This is a genomic window from Caballeronia ptereochthonis (genome assembly GCF_001545075.1).
GTDB classification, from domain to species: Bacteria; Pseudomonadota; Gammaproteobacteria; order Burkholderiales; family Burkholderiaceae; genus Caballeronia; species Caballeronia ptereochthonis.
Map to the genome: position 1 here is coordinate 132,590 of NZ_FCOB02000006.1, position 15,637 is coordinate 148,226.

General features: G+C 65.3%; 13 protein-coding genes and 1 tRNA gene. 5 read left to right on the forward strand and 9 right to left on the reverse strand.

The annotated features are described in order from the left end of the window. Positions 1-155 precede the first annotated feature (155 nt). The 3 genes from clpX to tig form a co-directional block, all read right to left on the reverse strand. On the reverse strand, positions 156-1,427 hold the full coding sequence (gene clpX, locus AWB83_RS08305; protein WP_087044123.1) for an ATP-dependent Clp protease ATP-binding subunit ClpX: 1,272 nt from the start codon (positions 1,425-1,427) through the stop codon (positions 156-158). Between the two features lie 174 nt (positions 1,428-1,601). Continuing rightward, entirely contained in the window at positions 1,602-2,255 is a 654-nt protein-coding gene (gene clpP / locus AWB83_RS08310; protein ID WP_008349755.1) for an ATP-dependent Clp endopeptidase proteolytic subunit ClpP, read from the reverse strand. Positions 2,256-2,396: 141 nt separating this feature from the next. Continuing rightward, positions 2,397-3,743, reverse strand: coding sequence for a trigger factor (tig, locus tag AWB83_RS08315; protein WP_087044125.1), 1,347 nt, complete (start codon positions 3,741-3,743; stop codon positions 2,397-2,399). Between the two features lie 528 nt (positions 3,744-4,271). Here tig and AWB83_RS08320 point away from each other — a divergent pair. Continuing rightward, a complete protein-coding gene (locus AWB83_RS08320) occupies positions 4,272-5,417 on the forward strand; it encodes a glycerate kinase (protein ID WP_087044128.1) in 1,146 nt (381 codons plus the stop codon). 23 nt (positions 5,418-5,440) lie between these two features. On the opposite strand, the gene AWB83_RS08325 is transcribed toward AWB83_RS08320, so the two are convergent. From AWB83_RS08325 to AWB83_RS08335, 3 genes are all read right to left on the reverse strand, one after another. Then, positions 5,441-6,880, reverse strand: coding sequence for a PepSY-associated TM helix domain-containing protein (locus tag AWB83_RS08325; protein WP_087044130.1), 1,440 nt, complete (start codon positions 6,878-6,880; stop codon positions 5,441-5,443). Positions 6,881-6,920: 40 nt separating this feature from the next. Next, complete coding sequence (locus AWB83_RS08330; RefSeq protein ID WP_087044131.1) at positions 6,921-9,305, reverse strand: TonB-dependent receptor; 2,385 nt, start codon at positions 9,303-9,305, stop codon at positions 6,921-6,923. A 92-nt stretch (positions 9,306-9,397) separates the two neighbouring features. Beyond that, positions 9,398-9,817, reverse strand: a complete 420-nt coding sequence (locus AWB83_RS08335) for a DUF2946 domain-containing protein (protein WP_087044133.1) — start codon at positions 9,815-9,817, stop codon at positions 9,398-9,400. A gap of 301 nt (positions 9,818-10,118) precedes the next feature. On the opposite strand from AWB83_RS08335, the gene AWB83_RS08340 reads away from it, so the two are divergent. Further along, a tRNA-Leu gene (locus AWB83_RS08340) sits at positions 10,119-10,205 on the forward strand. Positions 10,206-10,244: 39 nt separating this feature from the next. Here AWB83_RS08340 and AWB83_RS08345 read toward each other — a convergent pair. Continuing rightward, on the reverse strand, positions 10,245-10,631 hold the full coding sequence (locus tag AWB83_RS08345) for a DUF5594 family protein (RefSeq protein ID WP_087044372.1): 387 nt from the start codon (positions 10,629-10,631) through the stop codon (positions 10,245-10,247). 270 nt (positions 10,632-10,901) lie between these two features. Between AWB83_RS08345 and AWB83_RS08350 the strand changes: the two genes are divergently transcribed. Next, entirely contained in the window at positions 10,902-11,744 is an 843-nt protein-coding gene (locus AWB83_RS08350) for a squalene/phytoene synthase family protein (RefSeq protein ID WP_087044135.1), read from the forward strand. Here the strand turns inward: AWB83_RS08350 and AWB83_RS08355 are convergent. Together AWB83_RS08355 and AWB83_RS08360 are read right to left on the reverse strand one after the other, a co-directional pair. Further along, positions 11,741-12,691: a DUF1501 domain-containing protein gene (locus AWB83_RS08355; RefSeq protein ID WP_087044137.1), complete on the reverse strand. Its 951-nt coding sequence runs from the start codon at positions 12,689-12,691 to the stop codon at positions 11,741-11,743. The genes AWB83_RS08350 and AWB83_RS08355 overlap by 4 nt on opposite strands. Before the next feature lie 15 nt (positions 12,692-12,706). Continuing rightward, positions 12,707-13,093 carry a hypothetical protein gene (locus tag AWB83_RS08360; RefSeq protein ID WP_087044139.1) on the reverse strand — a complete coding sequence of 129 codons (387 nt, stop codon included), beginning with the start codon at positions 13,091-13,093 and terminating at the stop codon, positions 12,707-12,709. 244 nt (positions 13,094-13,337) lie between these two features. Between AWB83_RS08360 and ompR the strand changes: the two genes are divergently transcribed. Both ompR and AWB83_RS08370 read left to right on the forward strand, forming a co-directional pair. After that, a complete protein-coding gene (ompR, locus tag AWB83_RS08365) occupies positions 13,338-14,063 on the forward strand; it encodes a two-component system response regulator GluR (protein ID WP_016345257.1) in 726 nt (241 codons plus the stop codon). Between the two features lie 62 nt (positions 14,064-14,125). Beyond that, a complete protein-coding gene (locus AWB83_RS08370; protein ID WP_087044141.1) occupies positions 14,126-15,499 on the forward strand; it encodes a two-component system sensor histidine kinase GluS in 1,374 nt (457 codons plus the stop codon). Positions 15,500-15,637 lie beyond the last annotated feature (138 nt).

Sequence of the window (15,637 nt, forward strand, 5' to 3'; positions counted from 1 at the left end):
CGTAAGTAAGGCCGTTCAGAGCTATTGCAAGCCTTTATCGGAAGGGAAAAGTCGTTAGTCAAAGATCGCGTCAGTAACGTCCACAAGATAAACCGAAAAAAATAAAAGGCCGTTCACGTCGCCATGAACGGCCTCTCGCCGAGCCACAGCCTGTTTCAGTTGGAACCCGCTACCTTCGGCGCATCTTCGTAGATGAGCAGAGGCTTTCCGTCGCCGTCGATGGTGTTGTCGTCGACGATCACCTTCGAGACGCCCTTCATGGTCGGCAGTTCGTACATCACGTCGAGCAACGCCTGTTCCAGAATCGAGCGCAGGCCGCGCGCGCCGGTCTTGCGGCGAATCGCCTTCTGCGCGATGGCCTGCAGCGCCGCCGGGCGAATTTCCAGCTCCACGCGTTCCATCGCGAAGAGCTTGTGATACTGCTTCACCAGCGCGTTCTTCGGCTCGATCAGGATCTTCACGAGCGCGGCTTCGTCGAGTTTGCCGAGCGTCGCCACGACCGGCAGACGGCCGATCAGCTCCGGGATCAGGCCGAACTTGATCAGATCTTCCGGCTCCACGTCGCGCAGCACTTCGCCCGCGTCGCGGTCCTGCTTGCTCTTCACGCTCGCGCCAAAGCCGATGCCGGTCTTCTCCGTGCGATCGGTGATGACCTTCTCCAGCCCGTCGAACGCGCCGCCGCAGACGAACAGGATGTTGGTCGTATCGACCTGGATGAAATCCTGATTCGGGTGCTTGCGTCCGCCCTGGGGCGGCACCGACGCCATCGTGCCTTCGATCAGCTTGAGCAGCGCCTGCTGGACGCCCTCGCCCGACACGTCGCGCGTGATGGACGGGTTGTCCGACTTGCGGCTGATCTTGTCGATCTCGTCGATGTAGACGATTCCGCGCTGCGCCTTGTCGACTTCGTAGTTGCAGTTCTGCAGCAGCTTCTGAATGATGTTCTCGACGTCCTCGCCGACGTAGCCGGCTTCGGTGAGCGTCGTGGCATCGGCGATCACGAACGGCACGTTCAGCATGCGCGCGAGCGTCTGCGCGAGCAACGTCTTGCCCGAGCCGGTCGGCCCGATCAGGAGGATGTTGCTCTTGGACAGCTCGATGTCGTCCTTCTTGTCGAGATGCTTGAGCCGCTTGTAGTGGTTGTACACGGCCACCGCGAGAATCTTCTTCGCGCGCTCCTGGCCGATCACGTACTGATTGAGGATATCGCTGATTTCCTGCGGGCTCGGCAGGTCAGACTTGGAGAGCCCGGCCTCTTCCGCCGCGCCGGCCGCCTCGTCGCGAATGATCTCGTTGCACAAATCGATGCATTCATCGCAGATGAACACCGACGGGCCCGCAATGAGCTTTTTCACCTCATGCTGGCTTTTTCCGCAAAACGAGCAATACAGCAGCTTTTCGCTACTGGAACCTTTTTTGTCCGCCATAAATGTGTGAGCCTCCGGACACTCTTGTTACATGATACGCCCTTCGATCCGGCCACGCAGGTTCGCACCCGCGCGGCCCGGACGAAGCGCGTTTTGGCGTTGCGCCGCATGCGCGATTCGCATTTTTCGCCGGCTCCGTCTCCGTGCGCCGGCGCGGCGCCGCTCCGGACGCCTTCAAGGACGCTTGTGAAGCACCTGGTCGACGAGACCGTAAGCCTGCGCGTCGTCGCCGGACATGAAGTTGTCGCGATCCGTGTCGCGCGCGATGCGCTCGACCGGCTGACCCGTGTGATGCGACAGCAACTGATTCAAACGCTCCTTCAGGTACAGGATTTCCCGCGCCTGGATCTCGATGTCCGATGCCTGGCCGCGCGCGCCGCCGAGCGGCTGGTGAATCATCACGCGGGCGTTCGGCAGCGCGACGCGCTTGCCCTTGGCGCCTGCCGCCAGCAGGAACGCGCCCATGCTCGCGGCGAGCCCCATGCACAGCGTAGAGACGTCGGGTTTCACGAACTGCATGGTGTCGTAGATCGCCATGCCTGCCGAGACCGAACCGCCGGGACTGTTGATGTACAGGCTGATGTCCTTGTCGGGATTCTCGCTTTCGAGGAACAGCAGCTGCGCGACGACGAGATTCGCCGACTGGTCGTTCACTTCACCGACGAGAAATACCACACGCTCTTTCAGGAGACGCGAGTAGATGTCATAGGCACGCTCGCCGCGGCCGCTCGTTTCCACGACCATCGGAACGAGGCCGAGCGCCTGGGCTTCGAAGTCCCGCGGTGCGTGGGACGCCAACGTGTCGAGCAATTCAGCGCGAAAGGTCATGCAATTTCCTTGTTCGGAATAGGGATACTGAACGACAAAGGAACATCCGGTAGAACGGCATGCAAACGCTCAAACTTTAATGCAAAAAAGGCGTGGGAGCCGTCAGTCCGACGACTCCGCACGCCCTTGGCCATTCGCGTGTCAGGCTTGCGCCGTTGCGCTGGCCAGTTCCTCGAAGCTGACTTCCTTGTCGGTCACCTTGGCCTTGCCGAGGACGAAATCGACGACGTTGCTTTCCACAACGAATGCTTCCATCTCGGCGAGGCGCTGCTGGTTCGAATAATACCAGCGGACGACTTCCTTCGGGTCTTCGTAGCTCTTGGCGAATTCGTCCACTTCAGCGCGGATCTGCTCGGGTTTCGCCTGCAGCTCGTTGGCCTTCACCAGCTCGGCGAGCACGAGGCCCAGCTTCACGCGGCGCTCGGCCTGCTCGGCGAACATTTCGGCCGGAATCGGCGCGTCGGCGGCGTTCGGCACGCCGCGCTGCTGCAGGTCCTGACGGGCCATTTCGACGAGACGCTGCTGATCCTGCTCGATCAGCGCCTTCGGCACGTCGAGCTCGGAGATCTTCAGGAGCGCGTCCATGACCTGGTTCTTCACGATCTGCTGCGTGCGGCGCTTCGCTTCGCGCTCCAGGTTGTCCTTGATCTCGCCGCGCATCTTCGTGAGATCGCCGTCCTCGATGCCGAGCGATTTCGCGAAATCCGCGTCGATTTCCGGCAGGTGCGGCCACTCGACCTTCTTCAGCGTGATGGTGAACTGAGCCGTCTTGCCCGCCACTTCCTTGCCGTGGTAGTCGTCCGGAAACTTGAGGTCGAATTCGCGCGATTCGCCGACCTTCAGGCCCGTTGCGGCCTGTTCGAACTCGGGCAGCATGCGGCCTTCACCCAGCACGAACGCGAAATCCTGTGCGCTGCCGCCTTCGAACGCGACGCCGTCGATCTTGCCCACGAAGTCGAGCGTCACGCGGTCGCCGTCCTTGGCTGCGGTGTCCGCGCCGCCGTCGCCGTGCTCGCCGCCTTCGCCGCGCGCGTGGAAGTGCACGCGCTGCTTGCGCAGGATGTCCAGCGTGCGGTCGACTTCGGCTTCGGAGATGGTGGTGACCGTACGTTCGATTTCAGCGTCCGCCACATCGCCCAGCTTGACCTCCGGATAGACCTCGAAGGTCGCGTCGAACGCGTAGGCGTCGGCGGGGGTTTCCGCCTTCGGCGCGAAGCTCGGCTGGCCGGCCACGCGCAGGTTCTCGGCGCGCGTCACGTCGAAGAATTCCTTGCCGACCTTGTCGCTCAGCACTTCGGCTTCCACCTGGCCGCCGTACTGCTGCGTCACCATCTTGAGCGGCACCTTGCCCGGGCGGAAACCCGGCATGCGCACGTTCTTGGCCAGCTGGCGGATGCGCGAATCCACTTCCTTCTGCACCGTGTCTTTCGGCAGGGAAATCGTCACGCGGCGTTCGAGCTTGCCGAGGTTCTCAACTACGTTAGCCATGGCTGAAATCGTCCTAGAGTAAATCGTAAATTCGGTGTTCGGTTCTTCCGCGGTTCTAAAGGCGCGGGTCCGGATGCGGACTCTGCATGAGCCGGCCGAAATCGACGCCTGGCACCGGAAAACGCGCGCAAAACGCGTCTTGCGGGAGGGCCGGGTCGTCGCCCGACACGGTGTCAGTCAACAGAGCCGGATATTTTAGCAAACAAATCCGGGAGGACCGGGCGATCGAAACGCAAATGCCTGGTTAAAGCGGAATTTGCCCGGAAATACGCCCGTTTTCGGGGCTGAATTCGGCGTAAGTCCGCGTTTTTCCCGCGCGCGCTCGCGCGCACAATTCCCGCTATCCGCACGCGGCTATTTTGCGCCGCGCGCCGCGCTGATAAGCTTGCCGGCGCATGATTCACGCGAGGAAAGCGCTTCATGCGCAACGCATTGCCGCAAGGCATGAAGCGTATGCAACAACTGCATAGATAGGGCTTCGTTGCGACTTTTCAATCGCTCCTTCCAAACCAGAACATTCGAGACACCATGCCTAACCTCACGTCCGCTCCCGTAGTTGTCATCGCTCCCGACTCGTTCAAGGGTTCGCTCTCCGCAGAGGGCGTCGCGAACGCCATCGCGGAAGGCATCAGGCGTGCGCGGCCGGACGCCGACATCCGCATCCGCCCGATGGCCGACGGCGGCGAAGGCACGCTCGACGCGATGCTCGCGGCCGGCGGCGAGCGCCGCATGCTCAACGTGCGCGGCGCGGCGGCCGCGCGGCGCGATGCGGCCACCGGCCTGCTCGCCGATGGCGGCGCGATCATCGAGACCGCCGAAGTGGTCGGCATCACCGATCCGGACGGTATGGCGGTTCCCGTCACCGAGCGCAGCACGCTCGGCATGGGCGAGGCGATCCGCTCGCTGCTCGATTCCGGCGCGCGCAGCTTCTATGTCGCGCTCGGCGGCAGCAGCACCAACGACGGCGGCGCGGGCCTGCTCGTCGGCCTGGGGCTCAAGCTCTTCGACGCGAGCCGCAAGGAGCTCGAGCCGGTGCCGTCGGCGCTGGCGCGGGTTGCGCGCATCGACGCGTCGGGGCTCGATCCGCGCGTGAAGGAGGCCGAGTTCGTCGGCATGTCCGACGTGGACAATCCGCTCACCGGCGATCACGGCGCGACGGCGGTCTTCGGGCCGCAGAAAGGGGTGACGCCGGAACAGGTCGCGACGATCGACGCCGCCCTCGCCCATTTCGCCGATCTCCTCGAACCCGCGATGGGCGTCACGAAGCGCAACGAGCCCGGCGCGGGCGCGGCGGGCGGACTCGGTTTCGCGCTGCACATGCTGGGCGCGCGCTTCGAGACGGGCGCGGAAGTGGTCGCGCGCGAGATCGGGCTCGACGCCGCGCTCGAAGGCGCGAACTGGCTCATCACGGGCGAAGGCCGCTCCGACGTGCAGACGCTGCACGGCAAGGCGCCCTTCATCGCCTGCAAGCACGCGCGCGCGGCGGGCGTGCCGGCGTCGCTGCTCTCGGGCGCGGTGGATTCGGCGGCGCTGCCGCGGCTCTCCGAGTTCTTCAGCGGCTGCTTCTCGCCCGCGCCGGGCCCGATCACGCTCGACACCGCGATTCGCGACGCCGCGCGGCTGCTCGCGAACGAAGCCGAGCAGCTCACGCGGTTGAAGTTCGGCTCGAAGTAAATCCGAACGGCGCGCGCGATGCCTCAGGCGACCGCGCGCCTCGCGCCGAACGCGAGCCGGTCGAAGCACCAGACGGCGAGCATCGTCGCGCCCATCAACGGGAATATCACGCCGAGCAAGGTCAGGCCGCCGCGCCATGCGCGCATCGGCGGGCGCTTGACCGGCCGCGCCGGCGAGCCGAGCGTGCGCGCGGGACGACGCTTCATCCACATGATGAAGCCGGTCACGGCCAGGGACGCGAGCCCGAGCGAGATCGCCGAGCAGACGATCTGATTCGCGAATCCGAAGTAGCGCCCCATGTGCAGCGACGTGCCATACGAGATCCATTGCGCGACGCGGCCGTAGCTCGCATAGGAGATGTCGGACAGCACGCGGCCGTTGTATTGATCGATATGCAGCGTGCGCTCGTCGCGCGGGTCGGCGGGAAAGTACGACACCGTGTAGACGCCCGTCGGCTTGCCGGGCAGCGCGATGCCGTAGTCGTCGGTGACGCCCTGCTTTGCCGCGAGCGCGACCACGTCGTCGATCGACACGTGTCCGGCCGATGCCGGTGCGCTCACGCCATCCGGCACTTCCGTCGCGCCCACGGCCCACGGCGTCTGCTTGAGCGGCAGATCGTCCATCGTCATGTGCATGCCGTGCATCGCGTGTTCATCGGCGGGCTTCGCCGCCGCGCCGGGCGCCGTCGAGTGGACGTGCGCCTCGCCCCACGCGCCCTTCGGATAGCCGAGCGACGCCGATGTCGCGAGCGCCTTGAACTCCTTGCCCCACGAGCCCGACCACGGCAGCCCGGAGAGCACGAAGAAGAGCGCGCCGATCGCGAGCCAGATGCCGCCCACCGCATGCAGATCGCGCCACCACGCGCGCCCCGTCAGCGACAGACGCGGCAGCCATACGCCGCCCTTCCTCGCGTTCGTGCGATCCGGCCACCACAGCGCGACGCCCGTGCCGATCATCACGAGCGTCCAGCAGCCGGCGAGCTCCATCAGCAGTTCACCGGCCTTGCCCATCATCAGGCCGCGATGCAGATTGCGCACCTGCTTCATCAACCTGTGTTCGACCGAGAGCTTGCCGAGCACCGCGCCGTCGTAGGGATCGACGTACACGCTTTCGCTCTCGCCCGAAGGCAGGCGAAACACGAACTCCGCGCTGCGCGTGCGATCGCTCTCGATCTGCGCGAGCGTCGGCACGGCGCCACGCGGCTCGCTCGCGACGGCTTTCGCGAGCAGGACGTCGCGCGAAAGCTGCGGGCCGTGCGTATCGGCGACGACCATCCTGTCGCGATAGAGAAGCGGCTCGATCTGCGGCTGAAAACAGTAGATCGTGCCGGTGATCGCGAGCACGATGAGAAGCGGCATCACGAAGAGGCCCGCATAGAAATGCCAGCGCCAGAGCGTACGGCGATGCGCGACGACCTCCGCATTCGACGTTGCTGCTGCCGCGATTGAGTTGGGTGCAAGCATGGCGATTCTCGTTGAGTGTGTGCGTTTCGAACAAAGGGCATCAGATGCCGATGCGCCCTTCCACATAGAACGTGCGCCCGGCATACGGATGGAACACGTAGTAGCGCCGGTCGAACAGGTTGTCGACGCCGATGCCCAGCTCCGTGCGCTTGGTCGGCCTGTACGTCAGCTTCGCGTCGACCACCGTGTACGTGCTCGTGCCGCCGTACGTGTCGGGATTGACGTCGGTATTGGTGAGCGTGTTGTATTGCCGCCCCGAGTAACGTACCGCGAGCGTGGCGGCGGTATTCCCGGTCGCGCGATACGTCGCCGCGACATTCGCGCGCCACAGCGGAATGCGATAGAAGTACTTCCCGACCGACGCCGGATTGCCGCTGTTCGCGAGGATCTTCGACTGCGTGTACGCGGCGTTCGCGACGAGGTCCAGCCCGCGCACGAGCACGTCCTGCCCTTCGTAGGCGACTTCCGCGCCGCGCGAGCGCACCTTGTCGATGTTCTGGAAGTTGGTGACGTTGGGAATGACGGTCGTGTTGGTCTGGCTGAAGATGGTGTTCTTCACGTCGTCCTGAAAGAGCGTGAAGCGATACACGCCGTTGCCGCGCACCCACTCGGCGGTGAGTTCCTTCGACAGGTCGTCTTCGGGCTTGAGGTTCGGATTGTTGTTGACGATCGAGATGCCGTTGATCTGCCCTTGAAACAGCTCGCCGACCGTCGGGAAGCGATACGCGCGCCCGAGCGATGCGCGCAGCGTCAGGTCCTGCGTGAGGTCGAACGACAGCGACGCCTTCGGCGACCAGTGGCTCTCGCTCATGTCCGCATAGCCGAGCGAAGTCGCGCCGAGCGCGCGCGTGCCGTCATACGCGTTCCAGTTCTCGTAGCGCACGCCGTACGTGAACGCCCAGCGCGGCAGGAAGCGCCACGCGTCCTGCGCATAGACGGCCTGCGTGCGCGTGCGTCCGCCGAACGCGTTGGCGAACGACACGCCCGCGCCATCGCGCCACGCGCTGGTGTTCGACGTCACGTTGTCAAGAAAATAGTTGTCGTAGTGATAGCCGAACGAGAGCGCGTGCGCGGCGAGACCTGAGCGCGCGGTCGGTGTCCAGCTCGTGCGCAGATCGAGCGACTTCCAGCCCGAGCCGCTTCCGTCGGTGAGCGTGCCGGGGCCGTCGCCGGGCACGCCGGAGTTCGCCGTGCGCGCGATGCTCTGCGTGATGTCGAAGTACGACGCGATCGCCTCCGCGTTCCAGCCCGTCTCGTTGTGCGTGCGCAGTGAAAGGCCGTAGAGGAAGTTTTCGCTCGACCCCATGCTCGGAGCGAAGGTCGCCGCCGGGATGTTGTACTCGTATCCGCCGATGTTCACGGGCCCGCTGTACACGGGATTGCCGGCCGCATCGCGCAGGAAGGTCTGCGTGTCGCTGTTGTACTTCTGATGCCAGTAGCCGAGCGTGAAGCCCGCCTGCAGCGTGCTCGTCAGATCGTACGCGAGCTTCACGCGCAACTGATCCTGGAACGTGCGCTCGATGCCCTCGCTCGACGTGCCGAGCACGGCGGTGCGCGCGTTGAACTGGTCGTTGCAGAAGGTCGCGCCGGTGACGGGCCTGTCGGCGGCGGTCGCGGGCGTCTTCGACTGCGCGAGCGTCGCGAACTGCAGCGGCTGGCCCGTGTTCTCCAGATGATCGACTCCGATCAGAAACGACAGCTTGCCGATGCGGTCGCCGACGGTCGCCGTCGTGTTCGTGCCGTTGAAGCTGCGGTTCACGCCGAACAGATCGAAGTGCTGCGTGAAGCCCTGCACTTTCGCGTCGGCCTGGAATTGCGTCGGCATGCGCGTCGTAATGGCGACCGTGGCGCCGATCGAGTTGCCCGGATAGAGCGCCGAGTACGGACCGTAGATGACGTCGGTGCGCTCGATGTCGTCGGCGAAGACCATCGACCAGCGCGGCGCGAAGGTCCATGTGTTGCCGAGGAAGTTGCTGAGCAAGAGGCCGTCGGCATAGACGAGCCCGCGCGCGGTCTGCGAGTTGCTCGTGCCGCGCACGGCGATCGTCGAGTTGACGTCGCCGATGAAGCGCTTGCGCACGGCCATGTTCGGCGCGTACTTGAGCACGTCTTCGGGCGTCGTCACGTTCCAGTACTGGAACTGGTCGGCGGTGACGGTCGCGACGCTCGCGGGCAGGTTCGGGTCGAGCGTCGGGCGTGGCGCCGACTGCGCGGTCACGACGATCGGCGCCAGCGCGTTATCGGTTGAATCGTTGGGCGCGGCGTGATCGGCCGGCGCGGCCGGGGCCGAAGTGTCGGCCAGTGCGGGCGACGCGGCCGCGGACAAGGCCGCGTGCGCCATCAGCGACAGCGGCAGCCATGCGCGCGAACGCGCCACGGCACGGCGGCGCGAACGTCGTCGCGCTCGCGTAGTGAGCGGAAACATCGTGAATTCCTGAAAGGGCTGACGAGCGACCGCGCGCGCCCGCTGCGCTCATGCGCGAGGCGAACGGCGAAGCGATCGGACGGAGGACGGTTTCAGGAAAGAACGGGAGGCGCGCGCGGACACGCGGCGTTGAAGGACTTCGTGCAGACGGTGTCGATGTCCGCGCGCGATGCGACCCGCGCGACGCGTTCGACTCGCTCGACGTCCCGCGCTACGTCGTTGATGACCGGCAGATTGTGCGCGAGCAGTCCGCAGTACGAGCAGGCGTCGAAGTGGCTCGCGGCGTCGTGATGGCCGGCGTGCGCGGTGTCGTCCGGTGCGAGGGCATCATGTGTCTCGTGCCCTTCGCGATATTGCGCCGCGGGCGAGTCGACCGCGCACAGCACCGCCTGCGGATCGTCCGCGGCATGACGCGCGGCGAGCGTCTGGCTGATGACCGGCGCGACAATGGCGAGCCACATGACGGCAATGCCGAGCCATGCGACGAAGCGATTGCGCGCGTTGCGGGTCATGGAGGAAGGTCCGGGTGCATGAGCGAAGGATCGAACGAGATTGTAGGCACCGCATCGGGATGCCGCAATCCTGCGCTGCGTATGACGGAGATCGGAGCGTGTCCGCGCACCCCGCGTGCACCGCGCGCGCGATTCGCTTCGCCTCAGGCGGCGACGCAAATCCGCAGACATCGCCTGACGAATCGGTTAGAATCTCGGGCTTGGCACAGTGGACCGGTGCCGGACACGGCGGCATCGCCGGGCTTCGAGAATGAGCCGCCAGCCAAGGCAGCGTCACGAATCCCGAAGCCTTCGCCGTGACGCGAGGATGGCGAAATTGGTAGACGCACCAGGTTTAGGTCCTGACGCCCGCAAGGGTGTGCGGGTTCGAGTCCCGCTCCTCGCACCACCCCAAACCCCTTTCCATCGGAAGGGGTTTTTTGTTTTGCTAGACGCTGATATCGCCCAGTTCGACCATCATCACCTCGCCTTTCGCCTGTGAGCGCCCCGCGAAGTCGACGCCCGATTGCCCCATCACCCGCCTGATCTCCTCAGGCAGGCGTTCGCTCGCGCGCTGGGCGGCGACCGGCCGGTCGACGTGCGAGAGGAACTGCCGCACGCCCGACGGCTGCCAGAACACGAAGACGTTGAGCGGATACGAGAGCCTCGCGTCGGCGTGGCGATTGGCGGTGATGTGCAGGCCTATCGTCGGCGAGACGTGCATCTGGCGCGGGCATACGCGGAAGTCGAAGCCGAAGTCCGTCGCCACGCTCCTCACGAGGAATGGCAGGCACTTGTCACCGAACTGCTTGTTCTCGGTTTTGCTAAGGGGCATGGGCGCCTCCCGACTTCGCGCGCGGATCGTGCGCGGATATGGATCGTCCCTCGGACGGATTGCGGCAGTGTTGCGCGCGCGGCGGACGCCGTCAGTGGTACGGCGCACATCCGCGCGCAGCGCCGCCGCGCAGCGAAGCCGCGCCTGGCCGGATAAAATGGGCGCCCGTGCGTTGCCCGACGCCTGGCGAAAACGCCAGACGGGAACAATCGTTGCCGTCGACGCAAGCCGTCGGCCGCGCCACCCTTCGAATCCCCACAAGCCAAGTTCGTGAATTTCGACGACTACTGCCAGCAAAAGGCCGCCCCCGACGGCTCCGGCGCGTACTACGCGCTGCGCCGCGCGCCGGCGGCGAAGCAGCCGCTTCTGACCGCCCTCTTCGCGCTCTATCGCGAGCTCGAGGCGACGGTGAAGGAAACCAGCGATCCGACCATCGGCCGCACGAAGCACGCGTGGTGGCAGAGCGAGCTCGGCAGGCTCGACGGCGGCGAACCGACGCATCCGGTGACCAAGGCACTGCAGGCGCATGCGCGCGATGCGGCGCATCCCGTTCTCGACGATGCCGGCCGCGCATCGCTCGCCGCGCTCGTCGACGGCTTCGGCATGGATCTCGATCAGGCGCGCTATCTCGACTGGCCCGGCCTCAGACGCTATCTGGAGCAGACGGGCGGTGCGTTCGCGACGGCCGTCGCACGCGCCACCGCGCGCGATCCGCAAGGCGCCGCCGCGTGGGCCGCCCCGCTCGGCTCGGCGCTGCTGCTCGCCGATCGCGTGCAGCACATCGGCGACGATGCGCGCAACGGCCGCATCTATGTCCCCATCGACGAGCTGCAGCGTTTCAACGTGACGGCCGCGGACATCATCAATCGCAAGTACGGCGACGCGTTCGCGGACCTCATGCGCTTTCAGACCGGACGCGCCCGCGGCGCGCTCGAAGACGCGCTCGCGGCCATTCCGCCGGCGGAGCGCGCCACCCAGCGCGTACTGCGCGCGCAGGCGGCGCTTTCGCTCGCGCTATTCGACGAGATCGAACGGGAAGGCTTTCAGGTGCTGCATCAACGCATTTCGCTCACGCCGATCCGCAAGCTGTGGATCACGTGGCGCACGCGCTAGATGCGCAAGAGCGGCAGCGCTTCGAAGCGCCGGCCGAGGATGGATGTGGAATCGAGCCGCCCGCCCGCGCCGAGGACGGTCGCGTAGAGCCTTCTGAAATCGATGTCGACGGGCAAGCCGCCTTCGGCGTCGAGCTGATCGAGGCGCGGCGGCATGCCGAAGAGCCCGCCGCGAACGCTCCCACCCATCAGGAAATGCGGCGCGGCCGCGCCGTGCTCCGTGCCGCCTGCGGCATTTTCGCGCGCGGATCGTCCGAAATCCGAGCGGGTCATCACGAGCGTGCGGCTCCATGCGCCCGATGCGATCGACTTCGCGCGCAGCAATGCGAGCCCCGCGGCGAATTGCGCCAATAGCGATGCGTGCCGATGCGCCTGATTCTCGTGCGTGTCGAAGCCGTGCAGCGAGAGGCGGATCACGCGCACGCTGTCCGATGCGCCCTGCCCGGCGACGAGGTGCGCGGCGGCATCGCATGAAGCGACGAACGTTCCCGCATCGATGACGCGGGGCGCGTGCACGAGCGGGTCACTGATGCGCGCAAGCCAGCCATCGCTTCGATATTCATCGGCGTCCGACGCCGTATCCCAGATCTGCCGTGATCGATAGTGCGACCGGTTCGGCGCTTCATAGCCGACGCCCTGCACGATCGCCAAATCCTTCGCGCGCCACGCGCTCATCAACGGATACAGCGACGGATGCAAGGCCGTGCGCTCGTCGATCGGCAAGGCTGGATCCCCGGATATCGCGAGACTGGGCCTGAGCGCCCGGTATAGCGGATCGGCAATTGGAATGACGGTGTTCAAGCCATCGTTGCCGCCGTCGAGATCGACGAGCACGAGCGCTCGAACGGGAGCGGAAGCATCGGGCCGAATGAAGGCAAGCGCATCGCCGGCACTGCCCGTATATCCCGCGAACGCGCCGGCCATCGAGAGGAACTGACGTCGGTTCATTGCGGCGCGCGTCGCCTACCGCTTGTAGAGATCGCGCACCGCTTCTTCGATGTGCTGTCGCAAGAGACGCCGTTCGTCTGCGGTCATCACGGTGTGGCGTGGCGGCCGCGCGGGCGGCGTCTGGTCGACCTGCTGGATGGGTTGCATCGCGGGCGCCTTGGTGTCGCCGCCCGATACGTTCGCGTTCCTGCTCGCGCGCTGCTGCGCGCGAATCATGCGGCCATCGAAGCGACCGGGCGTATGGGGTACGGTGCGACCGAATGCGTTGTCGTCGCGCATGAAACCCGTCGATTGCGCATAGGCGTGAGGCGTGCTCAGTACTGCGTAGAGCGCACTGGCAAGAAGTGTCTTTCTGAAAATGCGCTCCGTGCGCACGGGTCCGCGTTGCCGCGCTCCCTTCATGTTTTTCCCTTCGTTGCTCGACAACCGGACAGCCTCAGTCTTTTCGCGCACGTCTCGCTAGAGCTTGGTCGGGCCGCACGACGCGCTGGTCTAATGAAGTATCTACCGAATGGCGGGCTAAGGTAAAGCAGTGTACGCACCAAACCCTTAGGCCGTGCCACCGGCCCCGTAAATTTTGTAACCAACTGTTACACTCCCTTTTGTTACAAACTCGACGCTCGATCAATCGCGCTAAGATGCCGCCATGGAAACCAAAAACCCTTCAAAAATTCTGGTAGTCGACGACGACCCGCGCCTGCGCGATCTGCTGCGCCGCTATCTGGGCGAGCAGGGCTTCAACGTGTACGTCGCGGAGAACGCGCCGGCCATGAACAAGCTGTGGGTGCGCGAGCGTTTCGATCTGCTCGTGCTCGATCTGATGCTTCCCGGCGAGGACGGTCTTTCCATCTGCCGGCGTCTGCGCGGCAGCAACGACCGCACGCCGATCATCATGCTCACGGCGAAGGGCGAGGACGTCGATCGCATCGTCGGCCTCGAGATGGGCGCCGACGACTATCTGCCGAAGCCTTTCAATCCGCGCGAGCTCGTCGCGCGCATTCATGCGGTGCTGCGTCGCCAGACGCCGTCCGAGCTGCCGGGCGCGCCGTCCGAAACCACCGAAGTGTTCGAATTCGGCGAGTTCGCGCTGAACCTCGCGACGCGCACGCTCACGAAGAACGGCCAGGAAATTCCGCTGACCACCGGCGAATTCTCGGTGCTGAAGGTGTTCGCGCGTCATCCGCGCCAGCCGCTCTCGCGCGAAAAGCTGATGGAGCTCGCGCGCGGCCGTGAATACGAAGTGTTCGACCGCAGCCTCGACGTGCAGATCTCGCGTCTGCGCAAGCTGATCGAGCCCGATCCCAGCAGTCCGCGCTTCATCCAGACCGTGTGGGGTCTCGGCTACGTCTTCATTCCCGACGGCGCAGCCTGATCGATCTTTGAGCGAGTCTAGTCACGCTTTCTCCCCTCTACCGAGCTGAACCCGACAGACCCATGCGCATCGACAGGCGGCTACTGGCGCTCGCGTTCGGCGGCCTGTTCTGGCGAACCTTCGCGCTGATCGCGCTGCTCATCGCGGTCAGCCTGACGGCGTGGTTCCAGAGCTTTCGCGTGATCGAGCGCGAGCCGCGCGCGCAGCGTGTCGCGCTGCAGCTCGTCGCCGTGGTCAAGCTCACGCGCACCGCCCTGCTCTATTCGGACCCCGATCTGCGCCGCGCGCTGCTTCAGGATCTGGAGAGCAACGAGGGCGTGCGCGTCTATCCGCGCGAAACCACCGACAAATACAAGCTGCAGCCGGACGAATCGCTCAACCGGCTGATCGAGCGCGATGTGCGCGGACGGCTCGGCAACGAAACGATCATCGCGCAGTCGGTAAACGACATTCCCGGCGTGTGGATCAGCTTCAAGATCGACGACGACGACTACTGGGTCGCGCTCGACCGCGATCAGCTCGACACCGTCACCGGCCTGCAATGGGCCGGCTGGGGCGTGTTCGCGCTCGCGCTGTCGCTCTTCGGCGCAGCCTTCATCACGAGTCTCGTGAACCGGCCGTTCGCGCGCCTCGCGCTCGCGGCGCGCAAGGTCGGCTCGGGACAGTCGCCCGAGCCTCTGCCCGAGCGCGGCATGGGCGTCGCGGCGGAAACCAACCGAAGCTTCAACCAGATGGTGCAGGACCTCGAGCAGCTGGAAGCGGACCGCGCGCTGATGCTCGCGGGCATCTCGCACGATCTGCGCACGCCGCTCGCGCGCCTGCGTCTGGAAACCGAAATGAGCCCGTCGGACGAGGCGACCAAGCTCGCGATGATCGACGACATCGAGCAGATGGACATGATCATCGGGCGCTTTCTCGACTATGCGCGGCCGATGCAGCGCATGCCCGAGGCGGTGGATCTCTCGATGATCGCAAGCGAGCTCGCCGCGCGCTTCCAGGCCGACGACGGCGTCGTGATGCGCACCGATCTGGCGCAAGGCGCGGTGATCGAAGGCGATCCGACCGATGCGCGCCGCGTGCTCGGCAATCTCCTGGAGAACGCGCGCAAGTATGGACGCAGCGAACACGACGACATCGCGCGCATCACGCTGCAGACGCGCGTCGTACACGGCAGGGTCGAGCTTTCCGTGATGGACGAAGGCCGCGGCATCCCGGACGATCAGGTCGCGCTCATCACACGGCCGTTCTATCGCGTCGACGCGGCGCGCACGCAGGCGAACGGCACGGGTCTCGGCATGGCGATCGTGCAGCGGCTCGTCACGCGTCAGCGCGGCACGCTGCGCCTCCGGAACCGCACGCCTCTCCCGGGTTTCGAAGTGACGATCGACTTTCCGCAGATGAAGGGCGGCGCGCGCTTCGACGGCGCACGGGATTAACTGTCGCGTCTATCGGCGCATTCGGGAAAATCTATCCGGGTTATTAGTTAAAAACTATTGAACTGATCGTTTAAATAGAGTTAAGATGGATCGGGTTAACGCGCAGCAGGCGTGGCACGAGCGTGTCACGCGAGCGTT